General features: G+C 74.4%; 21 protein-coding genes. All 21 read left to right on the top strand.

Annotation, left to right across the window (positions count from 1 at the left end; genetic code table 11):
• Position 1 precedes the first annotated feature (1 nt).
• The 21 genes from AC3RJ9_RS06025 (at position 2) to coaBC (ending at position 22,239) form a co-directional block, all read left to right on the top strand.
• Positions 2-391, top strand: coding sequence for a hypothetical protein (locus AC3RJ9_RS06025; protein WP_020621562.1), 390 nt, complete (start codon positions 2-4; stop codon positions 389-391).
• The gene (alaS, locus tag AC3RJ9_RS06020) at positions 388-3,099 is read left to right on the top strand and encodes an alanine--tRNA ligase (RefSeq protein WP_063188936.1); all 2,712 of its coding nucleotides are present in this window, start codon (positions 388-390) and stop codon (positions 3,097-3,099) included. The genes AC3RJ9_RS06025 and alaS overlap by 4 nt, the downstream gene beginning before the upstream one ends.
• The gene (ruvX, locus tag AC3RJ9_RS06015) at positions 3,059-3,628 is read left to right on the top strand and encodes a Holliday junction resolvase RuvX (RefSeq protein WP_041103686.1); all 570 of its coding nucleotides are present in this window, start codon (positions 3,059-3,061) and stop codon (positions 3,626-3,628) included. Before alaS ends, ruvX begins: the two co-directional genes overlap by 41 nt.
• Positions 3,625-4,893 carry an endolytic transglycosylase MltG gene (gene mltG, locus AC3RJ9_RS06010; RefSeq protein WP_063188937.1) on the top strand — a complete coding sequence of 423 codons (1,269 nt, stop codon included), beginning with the start codon at positions 3,625-3,627 and terminating at the stop codon, positions 4,891-4,893. Before ruvX ends, mltG begins: the two co-directional genes overlap by 4 nt.
• A complete protein-coding gene (locus tag AC3RJ9_RS06005) occupies positions 4,893-5,816 on the top strand; it encodes a shikimate dehydrogenase family protein (RefSeq protein WP_063188948.1) in 924 nt (307 codons plus the stop codon). The genes mltG and AC3RJ9_RS06005 overlap by 1 nt, the downstream gene beginning before the upstream one ends.
• A 79-nt stretch (positions 5,817-5,895) precedes the next feature.
• A complete protein-coding gene (aroC, locus tag AC3RJ9_RS06000) occupies positions 5,896-7,131 on the top strand; it encodes a chorismate synthase (RefSeq protein ID WP_041103692.1) in 1,236 nt (411 codons plus the stop codon).
• Positions 7,128-7,832 carry a shikimate kinase gene (locus AC3RJ9_RS05995; RefSeq protein ID WP_052520057.1) on the top strand — a complete coding sequence of 235 codons (705 nt, stop codon included), beginning with the start codon at positions 7,128-7,130 and terminating at the stop codon, positions 7,830-7,832. Before aroC ends, AC3RJ9_RS05995 begins: the two co-directional genes overlap by 4 nt.
• Positions 7,829-8,998, top strand: a complete 1,170-nt coding sequence (gene aroB / locus AC3RJ9_RS05990) for a 3-dehydroquinate synthase (RefSeq protein WP_041103694.1) — start codon at positions 7,829-7,831, stop codon at positions 8,996-8,998. Before AC3RJ9_RS05995 ends, aroB begins: the two co-directional genes overlap by 4 nt.
• 118 nt (positions 8,999-9,116) lie before the next feature.
• Positions 9,117-9,680, top strand: coding sequence for an elongation factor P (gene efp / locus AC3RJ9_RS05985; protein ID WP_002857030.1), 564 nt, complete (start codon positions 9,117-9,119; stop codon positions 9,678-9,680).
• Positions 9,673-10,125, top strand: a complete 453-nt coding sequence (gene nusB / locus AC3RJ9_RS05980) for a transcription antitermination factor NusB (protein WP_063188939.1) — start codon at positions 9,673-9,675, stop codon at positions 10,123-10,125. The genes efp and nusB overlap by 8 nt, the downstream gene beginning before the upstream one ends.
• A 169-nt stretch (positions 10,126-10,294) precedes the next feature.
• Entirely contained in the window at positions 10,295-10,903 is a 609-nt protein-coding gene (gene pyrR, locus AC3RJ9_RS05975; RefSeq protein ID WP_144786524.1) for a bifunctional pyr operon transcriptional regulator/uracil phosphoribosyltransferase PyrR, read from the top strand.
• A 3-nt stretch (positions 10,904-10,906) separates the two neighbouring features.
• Positions 10,907-11,890 carry an aspartate carbamoyltransferase catalytic subunit gene (locus tag AC3RJ9_RS05970; RefSeq protein WP_036313715.1) on the top strand — a complete coding sequence of 328 codons (984 nt, stop codon included), beginning with the start codon at positions 10,907-10,909 and terminating at the stop codon, positions 11,888-11,890.
• Positions 11,887-13,266: a dihydroorotase gene (locus AC3RJ9_RS05965; protein ID WP_113914218.1), complete on the top strand. Its 1,380-nt coding sequence runs from the start codon at positions 11,887-11,889 to the stop codon at positions 13,264-13,266. Before AC3RJ9_RS05970 ends, AC3RJ9_RS05965 begins: the two co-directional genes overlap by 4 nt.
• Entirely contained in the window at positions 13,263-13,889 is a 627-nt protein-coding gene (locus AC3RJ9_RS05960; RefSeq protein WP_060973811.1) for a PH-like domain-containing protein, read from the top strand. The genes AC3RJ9_RS05965 and AC3RJ9_RS05960 overlap by 4 nt, the downstream gene beginning before the upstream one ends.
• Complete coding sequence (gene carA / locus AC3RJ9_RS05955; RefSeq protein WP_225348517.1) at positions 13,886-15,070, top strand: glutamine-hydrolyzing carbamoyl-phosphate synthase small subunit; 1,185 nt, start codon at positions 13,886-13,888, stop codon at positions 15,068-15,070. Before AC3RJ9_RS05960 ends, carA begins: the two co-directional genes overlap by 4 nt.
• A 3-nt stretch (positions 15,071-15,073) precedes the next feature.
• A complete protein-coding gene (gene carB, locus AC3RJ9_RS05950; protein ID WP_010078599.1) occupies positions 15,074-18,379 on the top strand; it encodes a carbamoyl-phosphate synthase large subunit in 3,306 nt (1,101 codons plus the stop codon).
• A complete protein-coding gene (gene pyrF / locus AC3RJ9_RS05945; RefSeq protein ID WP_036336596.1) occupies positions 18,376-19,263 on the top strand; it encodes an orotidine-5'-phosphate decarboxylase in 888 nt (295 codons plus the stop codon). The genes carB and pyrF overlap by 4 nt, the downstream gene beginning before the upstream one ends.
• Before the next feature lie 138 nt (positions 19,264-19,401).
• Positions 19,402-19,716, top strand: a complete 315-nt coding sequence (mihF, locus tag AC3RJ9_RS05940; RefSeq protein WP_010078601.1) for an integration host factor, actinobacterial type — start codon at positions 19,402-19,404, stop codon at positions 19,714-19,716.
• A gap of 71 nt (positions 19,717-19,787) precedes the next feature.
• On the top strand, positions 19,788-20,438 hold the full coding sequence (gene gmk, locus AC3RJ9_RS05935; protein WP_010078602.1) for a guanylate kinase: 651 nt from the start codon (positions 19,788-19,790) through the stop codon (positions 20,436-20,438).
• Between the two features lie 66 nt (positions 20,439-20,504).
• Positions 20,505-20,945 (top strand): DNA-directed RNA polymerase subunit omega, encoded by a 441-nt coding sequence (gene rpoZ / locus AC3RJ9_RS05930; protein ID WP_010078603.1) that lies wholly within the window; start codon positions 20,505-20,507, stop codon positions 20,943-20,945.
• Positions 20,946-20,952: 7 nt separating this feature from the next.
• Positions 20,953-22,239, top strand: coding sequence for a bifunctional phosphopantothenoylcysteine decarboxylase/phosphopantothenate--cysteine ligase CoaBC (gene coaBC, locus AC3RJ9_RS05925; protein WP_044659810.1), 1,287 nt, complete (start codon positions 20,953-20,955; stop codon positions 22,237-22,239).

The raw sequence follows: 22,239 nt of genomic DNA, 5'->3' as shown, positions 1-22,239 counted from the left end.
CATGCTCCGCTCGCTGCTGCTCGTCGGCGCCGGCGCCGCATCCGGCTGGTTCGCACACCGCGCCCTCGGCGACCGTGCCCACCCGGCCACCGACGCGACCGACGCGCCGACGTCTGACCCTGGCTCCGCGGGGGGGCGCGCGGGGTTCTCCGCCCGCCTGGACCCGGAGCGTCTGGCCCGCCAGGCCGGTGAGGCCGCCGCCGACGCCGCGGCGGCCGCCCTGCAGGACGGTGCCCGGCGCCTGGCCGAGCGCGTCCGCGCCGAGGCCCCCTGGGCCGCGCCCTACCTGCCCCACACGGGGCCGATCATCTCCGGGGAGACCGTGGAGCCGCCGTCGCACGGCGCCGCCCGCCCCCAGACCACCACCACGCAGAAGGACACCCCCGCATGAAGTCCCAGGAGATCGCCCGCCGCTGGACCGCCTTCTTCGAGTCCAGGGGGCACCGCGTGGTGCCGTCGGCGTCGCTCGTCTCGCCGGATCCGTCGCTGCTGTTCACGGTGGCCGGCATGGTCCCGTTCATCCCGTACTTCCTGGGGGAGCAGACCCCGCCGAGCCCGCGCGTCGTCTCGGTGCAGAAGTGCATCCGCACCGCGGACATCGAGGAGGTCGGCAAGACCGTCCGCCACGGCACCTTCTTCCAGATGTGCGGCAACTTCTCCTTCGGCGACTACTTCAAGGAGACGGCCATCCCGATGGCCTGGGAGCTGCTGACGTCCTCGGTCGAGGACGGCGGCTTCGGCCTGGACCCCGAGCGCCTCTGGGTCACCGTGTACCGCGAGGACGACGAGGCCGAGCGCATCTGGCGCGAGGACGTGGGCGTCCGTCCAGAGCGCATCCAGCGCATGGGCAAGGAGGACAACTACTGGCACACCGGCCAGCCCGGCCCGGGCGGCCCCTGCTCGGAGATCTTCTACGACCGCGGCCCCGCGTACGGCGTCGACGGCGGCCCGGCCGCGGACGACACCCGCTACATCGAGATCTGGAACCTCGTGTTCATGCAGTACCGCCTCTCCGCGGTGCGCTCGAAGGACGACTTCGACGTCGCCGGCGAGCTCGAGCACAAGAACATCGACACCGGTCTCGGCCTCGAGCGGCTCGCCATGATCCTCCAGGGTGTGGAGAACATGTACGAGACGGACCAGGTCCGCCCCGTGCTCGACCGCGCCGCGCAGCTGGCCGGTCGCTCCTACACCTCCACCGAGGACCCGGCCGACCCGCACTACGACGACGACGTCCGCCTGCGCATGGTGGCCGACCACGTGCGCTCGGCCCTGATGCTGATCAGCGACGGCGTGCGTCCCGGCAACGAGGGCCGCGGCTACGTGCTGCGCCGCCTCATCCGCCGCGTCGTCCGCGCCCTGCGCCTGATGGGCGTCACCGAGCCCGTGTTCCCCGAGCTGCTGCCGGTCTCCCGGGACGCGATGAAGGGCACCTACCCGGTCGTCGCGGACGAGTTCGAGCGCATCGCCCGGATCGCCTACGCCGAGGAGAAGGCGTTCCTGCGGACCATCGCCGCGGGCACGGCCCGCCTCGACGCCGCGGTGGGCCAGGCCCGCTCGGCGGGCGGCGGCATCGCCGGCCCGGACGCGTTCGAGCTGCACGACACCTACGGCTTCCCGATCGAGCTGACGCTGGAGATCGCGGAGGAGGCCGGCGTCGCCGTGGACGAGGCCGGGTTCCGCGCCCTCATGGCCGAGCAGCGCGACCGCGCCCGCGCGGACGCCAAGGCCAAGAAGTCCGGCCACACGGACACGGCCGTGTACCAGCGCCTGCGCGCCGAAGGCCAGACCCACTTCACCGGCTACACCGAGCACACCACCGAGTCGGTGGTGCGCGGCCTGCTGCAGAACGGCGAGGAGGTCCCGTCCGCGGGCGCCGGCACGGAGCTCGAGCTCGTCCTAGACGCCACGCCGTTCTACGCGGAGTCCGGCGGCCAGGCCGCGGACACCGGCCTGATCACCGGCGACGGCTTCCGCCTCGAGGTGCTCGACGTGCAGGCCCCCGTGAAGGGGCTGTCCGTGCACAGGGTCAAGGTCCTCGACGGCGAGGTCGCCGCCGGCGCGCAGGCCCTCGGCGCGATCGACCTGCAGCGCCGCCTTGACGGCGAGAAGGCCCACTCCGGCACCCACCTGGTGCACGCCGCGCTGCACCAGATCCTCGGCCCCGAGGCCACCCAGTCCGGCTCCTTCAACAAGGAGGGCTACCTGCGCTTCGACTTCCGCTGGGCCGAGTCGCTCTCGGCCGGGGCCCGCTCCGAGGTCGAGGACGTGGTGAACATCGCCATCCGCGACGACCACACCGTGCTCACCCAGGAGATGAGCCTCGAGGAGGCGCGCGCACTCGGCGCGATGAGCCTGTTCGGCGAGAAGTACGGCGACCGGGTGCGCGTCGTGGAGATCGACGGCGCCTGGTCCCGCGAGCTGTGCGGCGGCACCCACGTGGGCCGCACCGCGCAGATCGGCTCGCTGACCCTGCTCGGCGAGCAGTCCGTGGGCTCGGGCAACCGCCGCGTCGAGGCCCTCGTCGGCCTGGACTCGTTCCGCCACCTCGCCGCGGAGCGCACCCTCGTCTCCGAGCTCTCGGAGATGTTCAAGGCCCCGGCCGAGGAGCTCAAGGACCGCATCGGCGCCACCCTGGACCGGCTCAAGGCGGCCGAGAAGCAGGTCGCGGAGCTGCGGGCCCAGGCGCTGCAGGCCCAGGCCGGACAGCTCGCCGCGCAGGCCCGGGACGTCACGACGTCCGGTGGGACGTCGGTGCGGGTGCTGGCCCACCACGCCGGCGACGTGGCCGGGGACCAGCTGCGTTCCCTCGCGCTGGACCTGCGCGCCCGGATCGAGTCGGCCGGCGGCAACGCGGCGGGCACGCCCGTGTTCGTGGCCCTCACGGCCGAGGCCAAGGGCCGGCCCCTCGTGGTCGTGGCGACCAACGAGGCCGCCCGCGCGGCCGGCCTCAAGGCGGGCGCCATGGTCAAGACCGCCACCGGCGTGCTCGGCGGCGGGGGCGGAGGCAAGGACGACGTCGCCCAGGGCGGCGGCCAGGACGTCACGCGCGTCGGGGATGCGCTCGACGCCGTCGTCGCCGCGGTGCGCGCGGCCTGAGGCGGACGTGAGCGCAGGTCAGGACGGGGCCAACGCGGCAACCGACGCCGTGCGCCGGGGGCGCACCCTCGGCGTCGACGTCGGCCGTGCCCGCGTGGGCGTCGCGTCGGCCGACCCCGACGGCCTGATCGCCACCCCCGTGGCCACCCTGCGGCGGGATGCGCGTCGACGTCGTGACGTGGACGAGCTCGTCGCCCACGCACGCGAGCTCGACGTCGTCGCCGTGTACGTCGGCCTGCCGGTGAATCTACGGGGCGAGCACACGCCGTCCACGCAGGACGCCCTCGACTACGCGGACGCCGTCGCCGCCGCCCTGGCCGAGGCGGGCCACCCTGTGCCGGTCCGGCTCGTCGACGAGCGGCTCAGCACGGTCTCCGCGCAGGCCGGACTGCGGGCCGCGGGCCGGTCCGTCAAGGACAGCCGCGGCGTGATCGACCAGGCGGCCGCCGTCGCGATCCTGCAGGCCGCCGTGGACGAGCAGCGCCGCACCGGGCGCTGGGCCGGCCAGGACCGGGAGCCGATCCGGTGACCGGCGACCACCAGCACGCTCGGCGTGAGGACCACTGGGACGATCTGCTCGACGACGAGGCCGACGTCCACGACGACCTCGACGTGTTCGGCTTCGCCCACGAGGAGGCGGACGAGGCCGACGTCGGCGCCCCGTCCCAGCCGGTCGGCGCGGCCGGCCCACGCCGGCCCCGCACGTTCCTGCGCCGCCGGGGCACCGGGTCCCACCCGGCCTCGCGGGTCGACCGCGGCGCCGGCCGGCGGCGGACCGCGCTGGTGCTGGGCACGGTGCTGGTGGCGTTCGCCGTCGTGGTCGGGCTGATCGTGCGCGGCTTCCTGAGCGGCCCCGACCACACGGCCGTCGAGGGCGACGAGGTGACGTTCTCGGTGGAGCCGGGCGAGGACCTGGGCTCCGTGGCGGCCCGCCTGGACCGGGCCGGCATCGTGGGCTCAGCCCGTGCTTTCGAGCGCGCCGCCAGGGACACGGGCAGCGGTCTCGTCCGTTCGGGGGACTTCGTGCTGCGCGAGCGGATGCCCGCGGCCGAGGCCCTCGCGGTGCTCCAGGGTGCCACGGACGGGGCCGTGCACTACGTGCTCGTGGAGCGCGGGCGGCGACTCACCGAGGTGCTGGACGCCGTCGCCGAGGCCACGGGGCTGCCCCGCGAGGAGCTCGAGGCCGCCGCCCAGGACCCGACCCGCTACGGCGTCCCCGGGGAGGCGGGCACGCTCGAGGGCTGGCTCGACGCCGGGGAGTACCGCCTCCCCGTCGACGCCACCGCCGGGCAGGTGCTCGACGCCCTGGTCCGGCCCACCCTCGCCGAGCTCGAGGCCCTCGACGTCCGCGACCCGGCCGAGCAGCAGCGCGTGCTCACGATCGCCTCCATCCTCGAGGCGGAGGCCCTGCCCCAGGACTACCAGCAGGTCGCCGGCGCCATCGAGAACCGCCTCGCCCCGGACAACACCGAGACGCACGGGCTCCTGCAGATCGACGCCACCGTCACGTACGGCCTCGGAGTGCGCAGCCTCAGCTTCACCTCGGGCCAGCGGCAGGACGCCTCGAACCCCTACAACACGTACGTGCACCCGGGCCTGCCGCCGGGTCCGATCGGCATGCCCTCCGACGCGGCCGTCGAGGCCGCCCTCGACCCGGCCGAGACGGACGCCTACTACTGGGTGACCACGGACATCGGCACCGGCCACACCGAGTTCTCCCGCACCTATGAGGAGCACCAGCAGCACGTGCGCACCCTGCAGCGCTACTGCGCGTCCAATCCGGGGGTGTGCTGATGCGCCCCGTGCTGCGCGCGGCGGTCCTGGGCCGGCCGATCGCCCACTCGCTCTCCCCGGTGCTGCACGCGGCCGCCTACCGGGTCCTCGGCCTCGACGTCGACTACGGCCGCCGTGACCTGGGCGAGGACGAGGTGCTGGCCTTCGCGGCCGAGCACCTCGGCGCCCCGGGCGCGGCCGACGGCGGCGCGGCCGCGGCCCGCGGGCAGGACTGGCTCGGCTGCTCCGTCACCATGCCGCTGAAGCGGGCGGTCGTCGCCGCCGCCGGGCACGTCAGCGACCGCGTCCGGCTCCTGGGCACCGCGAACACCCTCGTGCGCGACCATCCCGCCGCCCCCGGGGTCGTCCACGCCGAGAACACGGACGTGGACGGCATCCTCGGCGCCCTCGCCGCGGCCGGCCTCGACCGTGCCGCCCGGGGCGGGACCGTCGGCGTCCTCGGGAACGGGGGGACCGCGACGGCGGCCGTCCTCGCCGCCGCCACGCTCGGCGCGAACGCGGTGCTCTTCGGCGTCCGCGACGCCGCCCGCGCCGCCGAGGTGACGGCCCTGGCCGACGCGCTGGGGCTGCGCTGGGCGACCCTGACCCAGGCGGATCTGCTCCGGCGGGCGCCGGGGCTGCGTGCCGTCGTCGCCACCCTGCCGCCGCGCGCCGCGGACGCCCTGGCCGCGCACGTGCCGGCCGACGCCGCCCTGCCGCCCCTGCTGGACGCGGCCTACGACCCGTGGCCCTCCGTGCTGGCGGCCGCCTGGTCCCGGGAGGGCGGTCCGGTGGCGTCCGGGCTGTCCATGCTGCTGCACCAGGGCGTCGAGCAGGTGCGGCTGTTCACGGCCCGGCCCCGCGCCGCGGCCGGGATGCCCGAGCCGGACTGGGCGGCGGTGACGCGCGCCGCGGCGGACGCCCTGGGGCCGGCCGCCGGCTGAGCGCCGGACGCCGCATCCGGCGCGTCCCGTCCGGTCACACGCGGCGGCGCGGTGCCCCGTGCGTGAGAGACTGCACGCCATGGTGCGCTGGTTGACAGCGGGGGAGTCTCACGGCCCCGCGCTCACAGGAATCGTTGAGGGACTGCCGGCCGGGATCCCGGTCACGACGCAGGACGTGCAGGACGCGCTCGCGCGCCGCCGCCTGGGGTACGGGCGCGGCGCGCGCATGAAGTTCGAGCAGGACGCGGTGACGATCCTCGGCGGCGTCCGCCACGGCCGCACCCTCGGCTCGCCCGTGGCGATCCAGGTGGGCAACACGGAATGGCCCAAGTGGGAGAAGGTGATGGCCGCCGATCCCGTCCCCGCGGAGGAGCTCGACGGTCTGGCCCGCAACGCGGCGCTCACCCGCCCGCGGCCCGGCCACGCCGACCTGACCGGCATGCAGAAGTACGGCTTCGACGAGGCCCGCCCCCTCCTCGAGCGCGCCTCCGCCCGTGAGACCGCCGCCCGTGTGGCCCTGGGCACCGTCGCCCGCGCCTTCCTCGGCGAGCTCGGCGTGCGGATCGTCTCCCACACCGTGGCCTTCGGGGAGGCCGCCCTGCCGGAGGGCCACCCGTTCCCCGTGCCCGAGGACGAGGCCCGCCTCGACGCCGACCCGGTCCGCTGCCTCGACCCGCAGACCTCGGCGGCGATGGTCGCCGAGGTCGACGACGCCCACCGCGCCGGGGAGACCCTCGGCGGCGTCGTGGAGGTGCTGGCGTACGGCGTGCCGATCGGCCTGGGCTCCCACGTGCACTGGGACCGCCGCCTCGACGCGCGGCTGGCCGGGGCGCTCATGGGCATCCAGGCGATCAAGGGCGTGCAGGTCGGCGACGGGTTCGCCACGGCCGCCCGACGCGGCTCCGCCGCCCACGACGGGATCGCCCGCGGCGCGGACGGCCGCCCCCGGCGCACGAGCGACCGGGCCGGCGGCATCGAGGCCGGCATGTCGACGGGCGAGCTGCTGCGCGTGAGCGCCGCGATGAAGCCGATCGCCACGGTGCCGCGCGCGCTGCCCACGGTCGACGTCGCCACGGGCGCGGAGACCACGGCCCACCATCAGCGCTCCGACGTGGCGGCCGTGCCCGCCGCGGGCATCGTCGCCGAGGCCATGGTCGCCCTCGTCCTGGCCGACGCGATGCTCGAGAAGTTCGGCGGCGACTCCGTGGCCGAGACGCGCCGCAACCTCGAGGCGTTCCAGGCCGCGGTCCCCGCCCTGCCGGAGCCGGCCGCCGACGTCGTGGCGGACGGCCCGATGGGCGACCCCCTGCCGTGACCGACACCCCCGGGACCGCGCCGGCCCCGGGACCGGACCCGAGCACGCGTCCCGTCCCCGGCCCCGTCACCGTGTGCCCGTGGGAGGGCATGACCGGTGCCCTCGAGGCGCGCCTGACGGCCGCGGCCACGGTGGCCGCCGCGGCCGACGAGGACCCGGCCGCGCGCCCGGCCCGCCGGGTCGTCCTCGTCGGCCCGATGGGGGCCGGGAAGACGACGGTCGGCCGGGCCCTGGCCGCCGTGACCGGGCTGCCCTTCGTGGACTCCGACGAGCTGTTCACCCAGGTCCACGGCCCGATCCCGGAGTTCTTCGCCGAGCACGGCGAGGCCGCGTTCCGGGCGGAGGAGGCGCGCGTCATCGGCCATGTGCTCGGCCGACCCACCCCGTGCGTCCTCTCGTGCGGCGGCGGCGCCGTCCTGCATCCGGGCACCCGCCGCGCGCTGGCCGGGCCGGACTCCGACGTCGTCTACCTCGCGGTCGGAGAGGAGGAGGCGCTGCGCCGCGTGGGCGGCGGCGCGGGCCGCCCCGTCCTGGCCGGCGACCCCGCCGGGACCTGGCGGCGCATCCTCGCCGAACGCGAGGGGCTGTACCGCGAGGTCGCCGACCTCGTGCTCGACACCACAGGCCTGACGGCCGCCGAAGCGGCCTGGCGTATCGTGGGGGACGCCCACCGCCCCCGAAGGAGTGAGTCACACCCATGACCGACCGTGAGCCGGACATCACCGAGCAGGAGACACCGGGGGCGGCGCCCGCGGCCGCTCCGGCCGCACCCGAGGACGTGACGGTCATCCCCGTGGCCGGCGGCCACGAGGCGGCCGTGCACGGCGGCTACGACGTGGTGGTGGGCCGGGGCCTGCTCGCGCGCCTGCCGGACCTGCTCGGCCCGACCGTCCGACGCGTGCTGGTCATCCATCCGCGCGCCCTCCGGGCCACCGGCGACGTCGTCAAGAACGACCTCGAGGCCGTGGGCCTGACCGCACTGACCGCCGAGATCCCGGACGCCGAGGAGGGCAAGCACCTGCAGGTGGCCGGGTTCTGCTGGCAGGTGCTCGGCCAGAACGACTTCACCCGGTCGGACGCGATCGTCTCCGTGGGCGGCGGCGCCGTGTCCGACCTGGCCGGCTTCGTGGCGGCCACGTGGCTGCGCGGCATCCGCGTCGTGCACATGCCCACCACCCTGCTGGGCATGGTGGACGCGGCGGTGGGCGGCAAGACCGGCATCAACACCGCCGAGGGCAAGAACCTGGTGGGGGCGTTCCACAATCCGGCCGGCGTGCTGGCCGACCTGGACACGCTGCTCACCCTGCCGGCCAACGAGCTGATCTCCGGCCTGGCCGAGGTCGTGAAGTGCGGCTTCATCGCCGACCCCGCGATCCTCGACCTCATCGAGGAGGACCCGGCCCAGGCCCAGAACCCGCACTCCCCGCGGCTGCGCGAGCTGATCGAGCGCTCGATCCGGGTCAAGGCGGACGTCGTCTCCCGCGACCCCCGCGAGTCGGGCGCCCGCGAGGCACTGAACTACGGCCACACGATGGGGCACGCGATCGAGCTCGCCGAGCGCTACCAGTGGCGCCACGGCGCCGCGGTGTCCGTGGGCCTGGTCTTCGCGGCCGAGCTGGCCCGATCCCTCGGCCGGCTCGACGACGCCACCGCGGACCGGCACTGGTCGGTGCTGACAGCCCTGGGCCTGCCCGTCTCCTACCGCGGGGACCGGTGGCAGACCCTGCTCGAGGGCATCCGCCGGGACAAGAAGAACCGCGGCGACCAGCTGCGCTTCGTCCTGCTGGACGGGCTCGCGCAGCCCACCACCGTGGACATCCCGGACGCGTCCCTGCTCTTCGCGGCGTACCAGGAGATCGCGGAGTGAGCCGCCGCTGACCCCGGCCCCGCGCGGGGCCTCCCGTAGACTGGCCCGCGCACATCCAAGACCCCACCCACTGCAGGCGGACCCGTGACGGTCCGCGAGACCGATTGGGAGCACACACGTGGCAACGAGCAACGACATCAAGAACGGCGCCGTCCTGAAGCTGGAGGGCCAGCTCTGGAACGTCACCGAGTTCCAGCACGTCAAGCCGGGCAAGGGCGGCGCGTTCGTCCGCACCAAGATGAAGAACATCACCACGGGCAAGGTCGTGGACAAGACCTTCAACGCCGGCGCCAAGGTCGAGTTCGCCACCGTCGACCGCTCCGACTACCAGTACCTCTACCAGGACGGCGCGGACTACGTGTTCATGGACGTCAAGGACTACGACCAGATCACCGTGCCCGGGGCCGTGGTCGGCGACGCCGCGAAGTACATGCTCGAGAACACCCAGGTGGTCATCGCCCTGCACGAGGGCACGCCGCTGTACCTGGAGATGCCGGCGTCCGTCGTCCTGGAGATCACTTACACCGAGCCGGGCCTGCAGGGGGACCGCTCCTCCGCCGGCACCAAGCCCGCCACCGTGGAGACCGGCGCCGAGATCCAGGTGCCGCTCTTCGTGGAGCAGGGCACCCGCGTCAAGGTCGACACCCGCACCGGCGACTACCTCGGCCGCGTCAATGACTGAGCGGGCCTCCGCCGGCTCCGGTGCCAAGCGGGGAACCACGGCGCGCAGCCGCTCCCGGCAGCGTGCGGTGGAGATCCTGTTCGAGGCCGAGCAGCGCGGCTCCACCGTGCTGGAGGGCATCCGCACCCGCCGCGAGAGCACCGACCTGCAGGTGAACGCCTACACCCAGCGGCTCGTGGAGGGCGTCATCGCGGACCAGGAGCGGATCGACGAGGCCCTGAGCTCCTACTCCCGCGGCTGGTCCCTGGACCGCATGCCCGCCGTCGACCGGGCGATCCTGCGCGTGGGGGCCTGGGAGCTGCTGTTCCAGGACGACGTGCCGGACGCCGTCGCCATCTCGGAGGCCGTCGCCCTGGCCGCCCAGCTGTCCACGGACGACTCGCCCGAGTTCGTCAACGGTCTGCTCGGCCGCCTGCAGCAGGTCAAGCCGACGCTGCTCGCCTGAGCCGCCGAGAGCTCCGTCACGAGGCCCGTTTCGCACCGCGTCATCCGCGCCGTGGGGCGGGCCTCGCTGGTAGAGTCGGCGACGTCCCGCGCGGGGGCCCACCGGCGCCCCGGGACGAACCACGCATCCTTTAAGAGCCGTCCTGTGAGGCGGGGAAGGAGGCGCCGGCATGGGAACTGACCCCGCCGCACCTCGTGCTGCCCGGACCGTGCTGTCCACGTCCGAGATCGACCGGGCGCTGACCCGGATCGCCCACGAGATCCTCGAGTCCAACAAGGGCGCCGAGGGTCTCGTCCTGATGGGGATCCCGCGCCGCGGGGCCCCCCTGGCCCGGCGGCTCGGCGCCCTGCTGGCCCGCATCGAGCCGGCCTTCGACCCCACCGCCGCCGTCGGTGAGGTGGACGTGACGCTCTACCGGGACGACCTCCGCCGCGGCACGGCCCGCACCCCGATGCCCACCCGCCTGCCCGAGGTCCCCCTCGACGGCGCCGTCGTCGTGCTCGTGGACGACGTCCTCTTCTCCGGCCGCACCGTCCGGGCCGCCCTCGACGCGATCGCCGACCTGGGCCGCCCCGCCGCCGTGCGCCTGGCCGTCCTCGTGGACCGCGGGCACCGCGAGCTGCCCGTCCGGGCCGACTTCGTGGGCAAGAACCTGCCGACCTCCACCGCCGAGCGCGTCCAGGTCCGGCTCATGGAGGTCGACGGCCCCGAGGGCACCGGCGAGGTCACTGAGGACGCCGTGAGCATCGTCGACCGTATCGCGACCCGGGAGGGTTGAGCCGTGCGCCACCTGCTGTCCACCGCCGACCTCTCCCGCGCCGACGCCCTCGCCGTCCTCGACACCGCCGAGGAGATGGCCGCCGTCAACCAGCGCGAGGTCAAGAAGCTGCCCGCCCTGCGCGGCCGCACCGTGGTGAACCTCTTCCTCGAGGACTCCACCCGCACCCGCATCTCCTTCGAGGCCGCCGCCAAGCGGCTCTCTGCGGACGTGATCAACTTCTCCGCGAAGGGATCGTCCGTCTCCAAGGGGGAGTCGCTCAAGGACACCGTCCAGACGCTCGAGGCCATCGGCGCGGACGCCATCGTGATGCGCCACTGGTCCTCGGGCGCGGCCCGCCAGCTGGCCGACTCCGGCTGGGTGCGCTCCGCCGTCGTGAACGCCGGCGACGGCACCCACGAGCACCCCACCCAGGCCCTCCTGGACGCCTTCACCCTGCGCCGGCGCCTCGCCGCGGCGACGGGAGAGGACCTGGTCGGCCGGGACCTGACCGGCATGCGCGTGGTGATCGTGGGGGACATCCTGCACTCGCGCGTGGCCCGGTCCAACGTGTGGCTGCTCAGCACGCTGGGCGCACAGGTCACCCTGGCCGCGCCGCCCACCCTGCTGCCCGTGGGCGTGGCCGCGTGGCCGTGCCAGGTCACCTACTCGCTGGACGAGGCCCTCGACGCCGGCCCCGACGCCGTCATGATGCTCCGCGTCCAGGCCGAGCGGATGGGCGGCGCCTTCTTCCCGTCCGCGGGGGAGTACACCCGGACCTGGGGGCTGACCGACGACCGCTTCGCCCGCCTCACCGCCGGCCGCGGCGCCCTGCTCGACGAGCCCGTGGTCATGCACCCCGGCCCGATGAACCGCGGCCTGGAGATCAGCCCGGCGGCGGCGGACTCGCCCCGCAACACCGCCCTCGAGCAGGTCGCCAACGGCGTGTCTGTCCGCATGGCGGTCCTGCACCTCGTCCTCAACCACGACCAGGAGGTCCGCCCGTGAGCGCCCCCAGCCCCGCCCCCCTGCTGCTGCGCAGTGCGCGCCTGACCACGGGTGAGACCGCCGACGTGCTCGTCGCCGAGGGCCGGATCGCCGCCCTCGGCCCGGACGCCGCGGCCCACGCCGCCGGCCTCGACCCGGCCCCCGAGGAGGTCGACTGCGCCGGCCTGGTGCTGCTGCCCGGGCTCGTCGACCTGCACACCCATCTGCGCCAGCCCGGCAAGGAGGATGCAGAGACGGTCGAGACCGGCACCCGCGCCGCCGCGATGGGCGGCTTCACCTCGGTCCACGCGATGGCCAACTCGACGCCGACGGCGGACACCGCCGGCGTGGTGGAGCAGGTGTGGCGGCTGGGCCGGGACGCGGGCTGGTGCGATGTGCACCCCGTGGGCGCGGTGACCGTGGGCCTGGCCGGCGAGGCCCTGGCCGACCTCGGCGCGATGGCCGACTCGCAGGCCCGCGTGCGGATGTTCTCCGACGACGGCATGTGCGTCCACGACGCCGTGCTGATGCGCCGTGCGCTCGAGTACGTGAAGTCCTTCGGCGGCTTCGTGGCCCAGCACGCGCAGGAGCCGAACCTCACCGCCGGCGCCCAGATGAACGAGTCCGAGCTCTCCGGCGTCCTCGGCCTGGCCGGCTGGCCCGCCGTGGCGGAGGAGGCCATCATCGCCCGTGACGTGCTGCTGGCCCAGCACGTGGACTCCCGCCTGCACGTGTGCCACGTCTCCACGGCCGGCTCCGTCGAGCTGATCCGCTGGGCCAAGGCCCAGGGCGTGGCCGTGACCGCCGAGGTCACCCCGCACCACCTGCTGCTCACCGAGGAGCTCGTCCGCTCCTACGACCCCGTGTTCAAGGTCAATCCGCCGCTGCGCCGCGAGTCCGACGTGATGGCCCTGCGCGCCGGGCTGGCCGACGGCACCATCGACACCGTGGGCACCGACCACGCCCCACACACCGCCGAGACCAAGCAGTGCGAGTGGACGGTCGCGGCGATGGGCATGACGGGCCTCGAGACCGCCCTGTCCGTGGTGCAGCAGGCGATGGTGGACACCGGCCTGATGGACTGGGCCGGCGTCGCCCGCGTGATGTCCACGGCGCCGGCCCGGATCGCCGGCCTGACCGACCAGGGCCAGGCCGACGAGCGCGGCGTCCCGCGCGTCGGCGCGGTGGCCAACCTCGTGCTCGTGGACGCGCAGGCCCGCCGCACCGTGGACCCCGAGCAGCACCTGACCAAGTCCCGCAACAGCCCGTACCGGGGCATGGAGCTGCCGGGCGCGGTGCGCCACACGGTCTATCGCGGTGCCCGCGTCGTCGCCGACGGCGCCCCCGCCCGGCCGTACCGCCACCCGGCCCTGACGGAGACGGGGGAGCGCGCGTGAGCATCACCTCCCTGGCCGCCGCCCTGGCGGCCCGTCCCGTCCCGCCGCGGACCCCGACGAAGGACTACGCGGACGTGTGGCTGCCGGTGACCCTGGGCACCCTGGCCGTCGTCCTCGTGCTGCTCGGCCTGCTGGCCCTCGGGTGGCGGGCCCGCCGCCGGGCGCAGGCCGGGATCCCGGCCCCGGCCCCCGTGCCGACGGCCCTCTACGACGCCGAGCCGACGCTGTCCGCGGAGGGCATGCACGTGGGCACGGTGCGCGGCGAGGACCGGCTGGACCGCGTGGCGGTGCACGGCCTGGGCCTGCGCTCGCGCGCGGTCCTCGAGGTCCACGACGCCGGCGCCCACCGCGGCCTGCTCGTGCTCCGCCCCGGGGCCGCCAACCTGTTCATCCCCGCGGACGACCTCGTCGAGGCCGGCCTGTCCGCGGGGATCGCCGGCAAGTTCGTCGAGCCGGGCGGGCTCGTCGCCTGGGGCTGGCGCCTCGGCGACGTCGAACTCACCTCCGCCTTCCGCCCCGACCGCCCCGAGGACCGCGACCGGCTCCTCGCCGCCCTGCAGACCATCATCGACCCCGCCCCGGCCGACCCGGCCGGCCGCGCAGGAGAAGGAGACCCCCGATGAGCACCCCCACCGACGACCTGGCCCTGCTCGTCCTCGAGGACGGCACCGTCCACCGCGGCCGGGCCTACGGCGCCCGCGGCCGCACCCTGGGCGAGGCCGTGTTCACCACGGGCATGACCGGCTACCAGGAGACCCTCACCGACCCGTCCTACGCGGGGCAGATCATCGTGCAGACCTCCCCGCACATCGGCAACACCGGGGTCAACGACGCCGACCGGGAGTCGCGGGCGATCTTCGCCGCCGGCTACGTGGTCCGCGACGCGGCCCGGCGTCCGTCCAACTGGCGCGCCGAGCGCACCCTCGACGAGGAGCTCGAGGCGTTCGGCGTCGTCGGGATCCGCGAGGTCGACACCCGGGCCATCACCCGCCTCCTGCGCACCGAGGGCTCGATGCGCGCCGGCGTGTTCTCCGGCGAGCACGCCGCCCGCCCGGAGGCCGAGCTGCTGGCGGAGGTGCGCGCCCAGCCGTCGATGGCCGGCGCCCGCCTCGCGGAGTCCGTCACCACGGAGCAGCCGTACGTCATCGAGCCGGCCGAGCACGGCTGGGAGGGCGAGCCGATCGCCGAGATCGCCGCCCTCGACCTCGGCATCAAGGCCGCCACGCCGCGGCACCTGGCCTCCCGCGGCATCCGCGTGCACGTGCTGCCCGCTGCCACGGACCTGGCCGGCATCCGCGCCGTGGACCCGGACGGCGTCTTCCTGTCCAACGGCCCCGGCGACCCGGCCACGGCAGACGCCCAGGTGGAGCTGCTGCGCGAGGTCCTCGACGCCGGCCTGCCGTTCTTCGGCATCTGCTTCGGCAACCAGATCTTCGGCCGCGCGCTCGGCTTTGACACCTACAAGCTGAAGTTCGGCCACCGCGGCCCGAACCAGCCGGTGCTGGACAAGGCCACGGGCCGCGTGGCCATCACCTCCCAGAACCACGGCTTCGCCGTGGACGCCCCCCTCGGCGAGCCGATCGAGGCGCCGGAGTCGCGCTTCGGCCGCGTCGAGGTCTCCCACTGGTCCCTGAACGACCAGGTCGTCGAGGGCCTGCGCCTGCTCGACCGGCCCGCCTTCTCCGTGCAGTTCCACCCGGAGTCCGCGGCCGGCCCCAACGACACCCTCGACCTGTTCGACCGCTTCGTGCAGCTGCTCACCGAGCACCGCGCCGCCACCACCCCCGCCACCGAAGGAGCCTGATCCATGCCCAAGCGCACCGACCTGAAGTCCGTCCTGGTCATCGGCTCCGGCCCCATCGTGATCGGCCAGGCCGCCGAGTTCGACTACTCGGGCACCCAGGCCATCCGCGTCCTCAAGGAGGAGGGCGTCCGCGTCGTCCTCGTCAACTCCAACCCGGCCACGATCATGACCGACCCGGAGCTGGCCGACGCCACCTACGTCGAGCCCATCACCCCGGCCGTGGTCGCCAAGATCATCGAGAAGGAGCGCCCGGACGCCCTGCTGCCCACCCTGGGCGGCCAGACGGCGCTGAACACCGCCATCGCCCTCGACAAGGACGGGGTGCTCGAGCGCTTCGGCGTCGAGCTGATCGGCGCGAACATCGAGGCCATCGAGCTCGGCGAGAACCGCGAGCTGTTCAAGGGCGTCGTGGAGCGTGCCGGCGGCGAGTCCGCCCGGTCCCACATCGTGCACACGATGGAGGAGGCCCTGGCCGCCGTCGAGGACCTGAAGTACCCCGTGGTGGTGCGCCCCTCGTTCACGATGGGCGGCCTCGGCTCCGGCATGGCCTACGACGAGGCCGACCTGTACCGCATCTGCGGCGCCGGCCTGCAGTACAGCCCGACCTCCGAGGTCCTGCTCGAGGAGTCCATCCTCGGCTGGAAGGAGTACGAGCTGGAGATGATGCGGGACAAGAACGACAACGTCGTCGTCGTCTGCTCCATCGAGAACGTGGACCCCGTGGGCGTGCACACCGGCGACTCCATCACCGTGGCCCCGGCCATGACGCTGACGGACCGCGAGTACCAGAAGCTGCGGGACATCTCGATCAACGTCATCCGCGAGGTCGGCGTGGACACCGGCGGCTGCAACATCCAGTTCGCGGTGAACCCCGTGGACGGGCGCGTCGTCGTCATCGAGATGAACCCGCGCGTCTCCCGCTCCTCGGCGCTGGCCTCGAAGGCCACCGGCTTCGCGATCGCCAAGATCGCCACCAAGCTGGCCCTGGGCTACACGATGGACGAGATCCCCAACGACATCACCCAGAAGACCCCGGCGTCCTTCGAGCCGGTCCTGGACTACGTGGTCGTGAAGGTCCCGCGCTTCGCGTTCGAGAAGTTCCCGGCGGCGGATCCCACGCTGACCACCACCATGAAGTCGGTCGGCGAGGCCATGGCCATCGGCCGCAACTTCACGGAGGCCCTGCAGAAGGCCCTGCGCTCGCTCGAGCAGAAGGGCTCGGAGCTCGCGTTCCCGCAGGACGCCGACCCGCAGGCCCTGCTCGCGGCGGCGAGCACGGCCACCACCGACCGGCTCTCCCAGACCCAGCAGGCGCTCTACGCCGGCGCCACGATCGAGGAGGCCTTCGAGGCCACCGCGATCGACCCGTGGTTCCTGGACCAGTTCGTGCTCATCAACGAGGTCGCGGACGAGATCCGCGACGCCGAGGTCCTCGACGAGGCCCTGCTGCGCCGCGCCAAGCGGCACGGGTTCTCCGACGCCCAGATCGGCTCGCTGCGGCACATGGACGCCGCGGTCGTGCGCGGCGTGCGTCACGCCCTGGGCGTGCGCCCCGTCTACAAGACCGTGGACACCTGTGCCGCCGAGTTCGAGGCCTTCACCCCGTACCGGTACTCCAGCTACGACCTCGAGACCGAGGTCGCCCCGCACGAGGGCGAGTCGGTGATCATCCTCGGCTCGGGCCCGAACCGGATCGGCCAGGGCATCGAGTTCGACTACTCGTGCGTGCACGCCACCATGGCGCTGCGCGAGGCCGGCTACGAGACCGTGATGGTCAACTGCAACCCGGAGACGGTATCCACGGACTACGACATCTCCGATCGCCTCTACTTCGAGCCGCTCACGCTCGAGGACGTCCTGGAGGTCATCGCGGCAGAGGAGGCCTCCGGCGGCGTGCGCGGCGTCTTCGTGCAGCTCGGCGGCCAGACCCCGCTCAAGCTGGCCCAGCAGCTCGCCGACGCCGGCGTGCCGATCCTGGGCACCTCGCCCGCGGCCATCGACCTGGCCGAGCACCGCGGTGAGTTCGCGCTCGTGCTCGAGCGCGCGGGCCTGGTGGCGCCGAAGAACGGCACGGCCGTCTCCTTCGACGACGCCAAGCGCGTGGCGGACGAGATCGGCTACCCCGTGCTCGTGCGCCCCTCCTACGTGCTCGGCGGCCGCGGCATGGAGATCGTGTACTCCGAGGAGGCGCTGGCCCACTACGTGGCGCACGCGACGGAGATCACCCCCGACCAGCCGATGCTCGTGGACCGCTTCCTCGAGGACGCGATCGAGATCGACGTCGACGCCCTCTACGACGGCACCGAGCTGTACCTCGGCGGCGTCATGGAGCACATCGAGGAGGCGGGCATCCACTCGGGCGACTCCGCGTGCGTGCTGCCCCCCGTCACCCTGGGCCCGGACGTGCTCGAGCGCGTGCACCGCGCCACCGAGCGGATCGCGGCCGGCGTCGGCGTGCGCGGCCTGATCAACATCCAGTTCGCGCTCGCCTCGGACGTGCTGTACGTGATCGAGGCGAACCCGCGCGCCTCGCGGACCGTGCCGTTCGTCTCGAAGGCCACGGGCGTCCAGCTGGCCAAGGCGGCCGCGCGGATCGGCGTCGGCGAGAGCATCGCCGACCTGCGCGCGGCCGGCATGCTGCCCACGGCGTACGACGGCGGCACCCTGCCGATCGGCGCGCCCGTGGCGGTCAAGGAGGCGGTGCTGCCGTTCACCCGCTTCCGCACCGCGGAGGGCCGCGTGGTCGACTCGCTGCTGGGCCCGGAGATGCGCTCGACGGGCGAGGTCATGGGCATCGACAAGCACTTCGACACCGCGTTCGCCAAGTCCCAGTCCGCCGCCGGCGGCCCGCTGCCCACCTCGGGGCGCGTGTTCGTGTCGGTCGCGAACCGGGACAAGCGCACCCTCGTGGGCCAGGCCAAGCGCCTCGTCGACCTCGGCTTCCAGGTGGTCTCCACCGGCGGCACCGCCGAGGTGCTGCGGCGCAACGGCATCCCCGCGGAGGTCGTGGCGAAGATCGCCGACGCCGGGCACGAGGACGGCGCGGGCACCGTGCTGGAGCAGCTGCACGCCGGCACCGTCGATCTCGTGCTGAACACGCCCTCCGGCGGAGACGCCCGCACGGACGGCTACGAGATCCGCGCGGCCGCGACGTCGCTCGGCGTGCCGGTGATCACGACCACGGCCGAGTTCGGGGCGTGCCTGCAGGCCATCGAGGCCATGCGGTCCTACGAGTGGTCCGTCACCTCACTGCAGGAGCACGACGCGCGCCTGCAGCAGGCTGTCGCCGGTCCGGAGGCCGCGGCGTGACCACGACGGCGACGGGCGGCGCGGGGCCCCGCGCCCCCTTCGGGCGGCGGCTGGCCCACGCCATGGAGACGGCCGGTCCGCTGTGCCTCGGCGTGGACCCCCATCCGGGCCTGCTGCGGCAGTGGGGCCTGAGCGACACCCCGGCGGGCCTCGAGGCGTTCTCCCTGACCGCCCTCGAGGCGGCGGTGGGTCCCGAGGGGCCCCGCGTGGCGGCGATCAAGCCCCAGGTGGCGCTGTACGAGCGCCACGGATCGGCCGGCCTGGCGGCCCTGGAGCGGCTGCTCGCGGCCGCCCGGGACGCCGGGGTGCTCACGATCGCGGACGCCAAGCGCGGTGACATCGGCTCCACCATGGACGGCTACGCCGCCGCGTGGATCGCCGACGCCTCGCCCCTGGCCGCGGATGCGGTGACGCTCAGCCCGTACCTGGGTTTCGGCACCCTCGTGCCGACCATCCGCGCCGCCCACGAGGCCGGCCGCGGCGTGTTCGTCCTCGCGCTGACCTCCAATCCGGAGGGCCGCGAGGTCCAGCACGTGGGCGAGGGGTCGGCCGAGGGATCGGTCGCCCGGCGCATCGCCGCGGCGGCGGCCGCCGAGAACGCGGCCCTGCGCGGCGACGACGCGTGGGGGCCGGTGGGACTCGTCTTGGGCGCCACGGTGGCTGCCGAGGCGGACCGCCTCGGCCTGGACCTGCCGGCCCTCGGCGGGCCCCTGCTGGCGCCCGGGTTCGGTGCCCAGGGCGCCACGGCCCGGGGCATGCGGGCCGACTTCGGGACGGCCTGGCCGCAGGTCTTGGCGACCTCGTCCCGCGGCATCCTGAGCGCGGGCCCGTCGGTGGCCTCGCTGGTGGACACGATCGAGGAGAATCGCGCCGCCCTGCGGTGACGCCCGCGTCCTCCCGGCGCGCCCGTGCCGTGTGGACGGGATGGTATCTTCCCTTTCGATCGGCTGTGCTCGTCGTCCTTGACCATGGAAGGGTCACGACGGGGCCGGTGGGGAACGAGAGGCATCGAGGTCAGACCCATGGCGTTGCGGCAGCTCAGTGTGCAGGAGAGGGCGGAGGCCCGGAGGAAGGCCCTCCAGGCCCGCCAGGCGCGGGCGGAGCTCAAGGCGGCCTTCGCCGCCGGTGAGGTCGGCCTGGCCGACATTTTCGCGCGCGCGGACGCCGACGACGCCGTCGCCCGTCTGCGGACCGTGGACCTGCTGCTGGCCCTGCCGGGCGTGGGCGAGGTCCGGGCCCGGGAGGCGATGGCGGGGTGCGGCATCTCGCCGCGGCGTCGGCTGGGCGGCCTGGGCCGTCGTCAGCGCGAGGCGCTGATCGCCTATATTGGCCGGTGACCCCCACATCCCGGCGGGTCGGCGCCGGCCCGGGTGACGGGTCTGCGAGGCCCGTCCCACCAGGAGGATGCGTGACCGACACGTTCGACCCCGGACCCGCCCCCGCCGTCCCGGTGGCCCGCACCGCCGTCCAGGAACGCCCCCCGGGCCCGGGCGTCACCGTCCTGGCCGGCCCCACCGCCGTCGGCAAGGGCACCGTGTCGGCCTATGTCCGCGAGCACTACCCCGAGGCCTGGCTGTCCGTCTCCGCCACCACCCGCCCGGCGCGCCCGGGCGAGGAGGACGGGGTGCACTACTACTTCACGACGCCGGAGGAGTTCGACTCCCTCGTCGAGGCGGACGAGATGCTGGAATGGGCCGTCGTGCACGGCGTCCACCGCTACGGCACGCGGCGCGACCGCGTGATGGAGGCCGTGGCGCAGGGCCGCCACGTCCTGCTGGAGATCGACCTGCAGGGAGCGCGCCAGGTCCGCCGTGCGCTGCCGGAGGCCACCTTCGTGTTCCTGGCGCCGCCGAGCTGGGAGGAACTCGTGTCCCGGCTGCTCGGCCGCGGCACCGAGAGCCCGGAGGAACAGCGCCGCCGGCTCGAAACGGCTAGACTGGAACTCGCCGCGGAACCCGAGTTCGACGCCGTCGTCGTGAACGACCGCGTGGAGCGGGCCGCCGAGGAACTGGTGAGACTCATGGGGCTGGACCCCGAGCGCCGTCCGACCGAGGCCTGAGGACCGGCCGCACCGACGCCGCACCCGGCGCCGACGTGACAGTGAGATGAAGACTTTGGAGACCCCGTGACCGAACAGTACGAAGGCATCGTCAACCCGCCCATCGACTCCCTGCTGGAGCGGGTCGACTCGAAGTACGCCCTGGTGCTCTTCGCCGCCAAGCGGGCCCGGCAGATCAACGCCTACTACTCGCAGCTGCACGAGGGGCTGTTCGAGTACGTCGGCCCGCTCGTGGACACCCAGCTGAACGAGAAGCCGCTGTCCATCGCCCTGCGCGAGATCGAGGCCGACCTGCTCGTGTCCCGCGAGGCCGTCGAGGCCACCCCGGAGGCCGACCTGGCCGCCGAGGACTTCGGCGACTTCTCCCTGCCGGGCGAGGACGACCCGTTCGCCACCCTCGAGTCGGCCGACGCCCACCAGCCGATGGGCGATCCCGCCGCCATCGAGGAGGCCGCCGAGACGGTGCGCGCCGAGGAGGGCACCTCCGAGGACGCCCCGGAGGCCTGAGCCCGTCATGGAGATCGTCCTCGGGGTCGGCGGCGGCATCGCGGCCTACAAGGCGGCGCTGCTGCTGCGCCTGATGACCGAGGCCGGCCACGGCGTGACCGTGGTGCCCACCGCCAACGCCCTCGAGTTCGTGGGCGCGGCGACGTGGGAGGCCCTCTCCGGTCGCCCGGTCCGCACGGACACGTTCGAGGCGGTCGACGAGGTGAACCACGTCCGGCTCGGCCGGCGTGCGGACCTCGTGGTGGTCGCGCCGGCCACCGCCGATCTGCTCGCGCGCACCGCCGCGGGGATGGCGCCCGACCTGCTGGGCAACGTGCTGCTCACCGCCACGTGCCCCGTCGTCCTGGCCCCCGCCATGCACACCGAGATGTGGCACCACCCCGCCACGGTCGCCAACGTCGCCCTCCTGCGCGAGCGCGGCGTCACGGTCGTGGACCCCGCCGTGGGCCGGCTCACCGGGGCCGACTCCGGCGCCGGGCGGCTGCCCGAGCCCGCCGAGATCTGGGAGCGTGCGCAGGCCGCCGCGGCCGCGGGCGCCCCGCGCCGTCCCCGGGCCTCCGGGTCCGACGCCGAGCCGACACCCGGCCCGCTGGCCGGTCGCACCGTGGTGATCACGGCCGGGGGCACCCGCGAGGCGCTGGACCCGGTCCGCTACCTGGGGAACCGCTCCTCCGGCAAGCAGGGGGCCGCCCTGGCGCGCGCCGCCCTCGAGGCCGGCGCCACCGTGCGGTTCGTCGCCGGGTCCATGTCCGTCCCGACGCCCGAGGGCGTCGAGCGCGTCGTGCCCGTGGAGTCCACGCAGGACCTGCTCGAGGCCGTGCTGGCGGAGGCCGCCGACGCCGACGTCCTCGTGATGGCGGCGGCCGTCGCGGACTTCCGACCGGCCGAGGTCTCCGACGCCAAGATGAAGAAGGGCGACGACGGCGGCGCGCCCGTCATCGTGCTCGAGCGCACCCCGGACGTGCTCGCCACGGCCGTGCGGACCCGCTCCGAGGGCGGGCCCATGGCCCCGCTCATCGTCGGCTTCGCCGCGGAGACCGGCGACGCGACGTCCTCCGTGCTCGAGTACGGCCGGGCCAAACTGGCGCGCAAGGGCTGCGAGATGCTCGTGGTCAACGAGGTCGGTACGGACAAGGTGTTCGGCCGGGACGAGACCGCCGTGACCATCCTGTTCGCCGACGGCCGCCCCGCCGTGGAGACCGTGGGCTCCAAGGACCAGGCGGCGGCCGCCGTCGTGCAGGCGATCGTGGATGACCTCGCCGGTCGCGACCCCGCAGGCGCGTCGGGCCGCTGA

The organism is Micrococcus sp. 63XJN7_6_ISO-PGPR-S23-444 (assembly GCF_058072765.1).
This window is presented reverse-complemented; position numbering and strand designations above follow the sequence as displayed.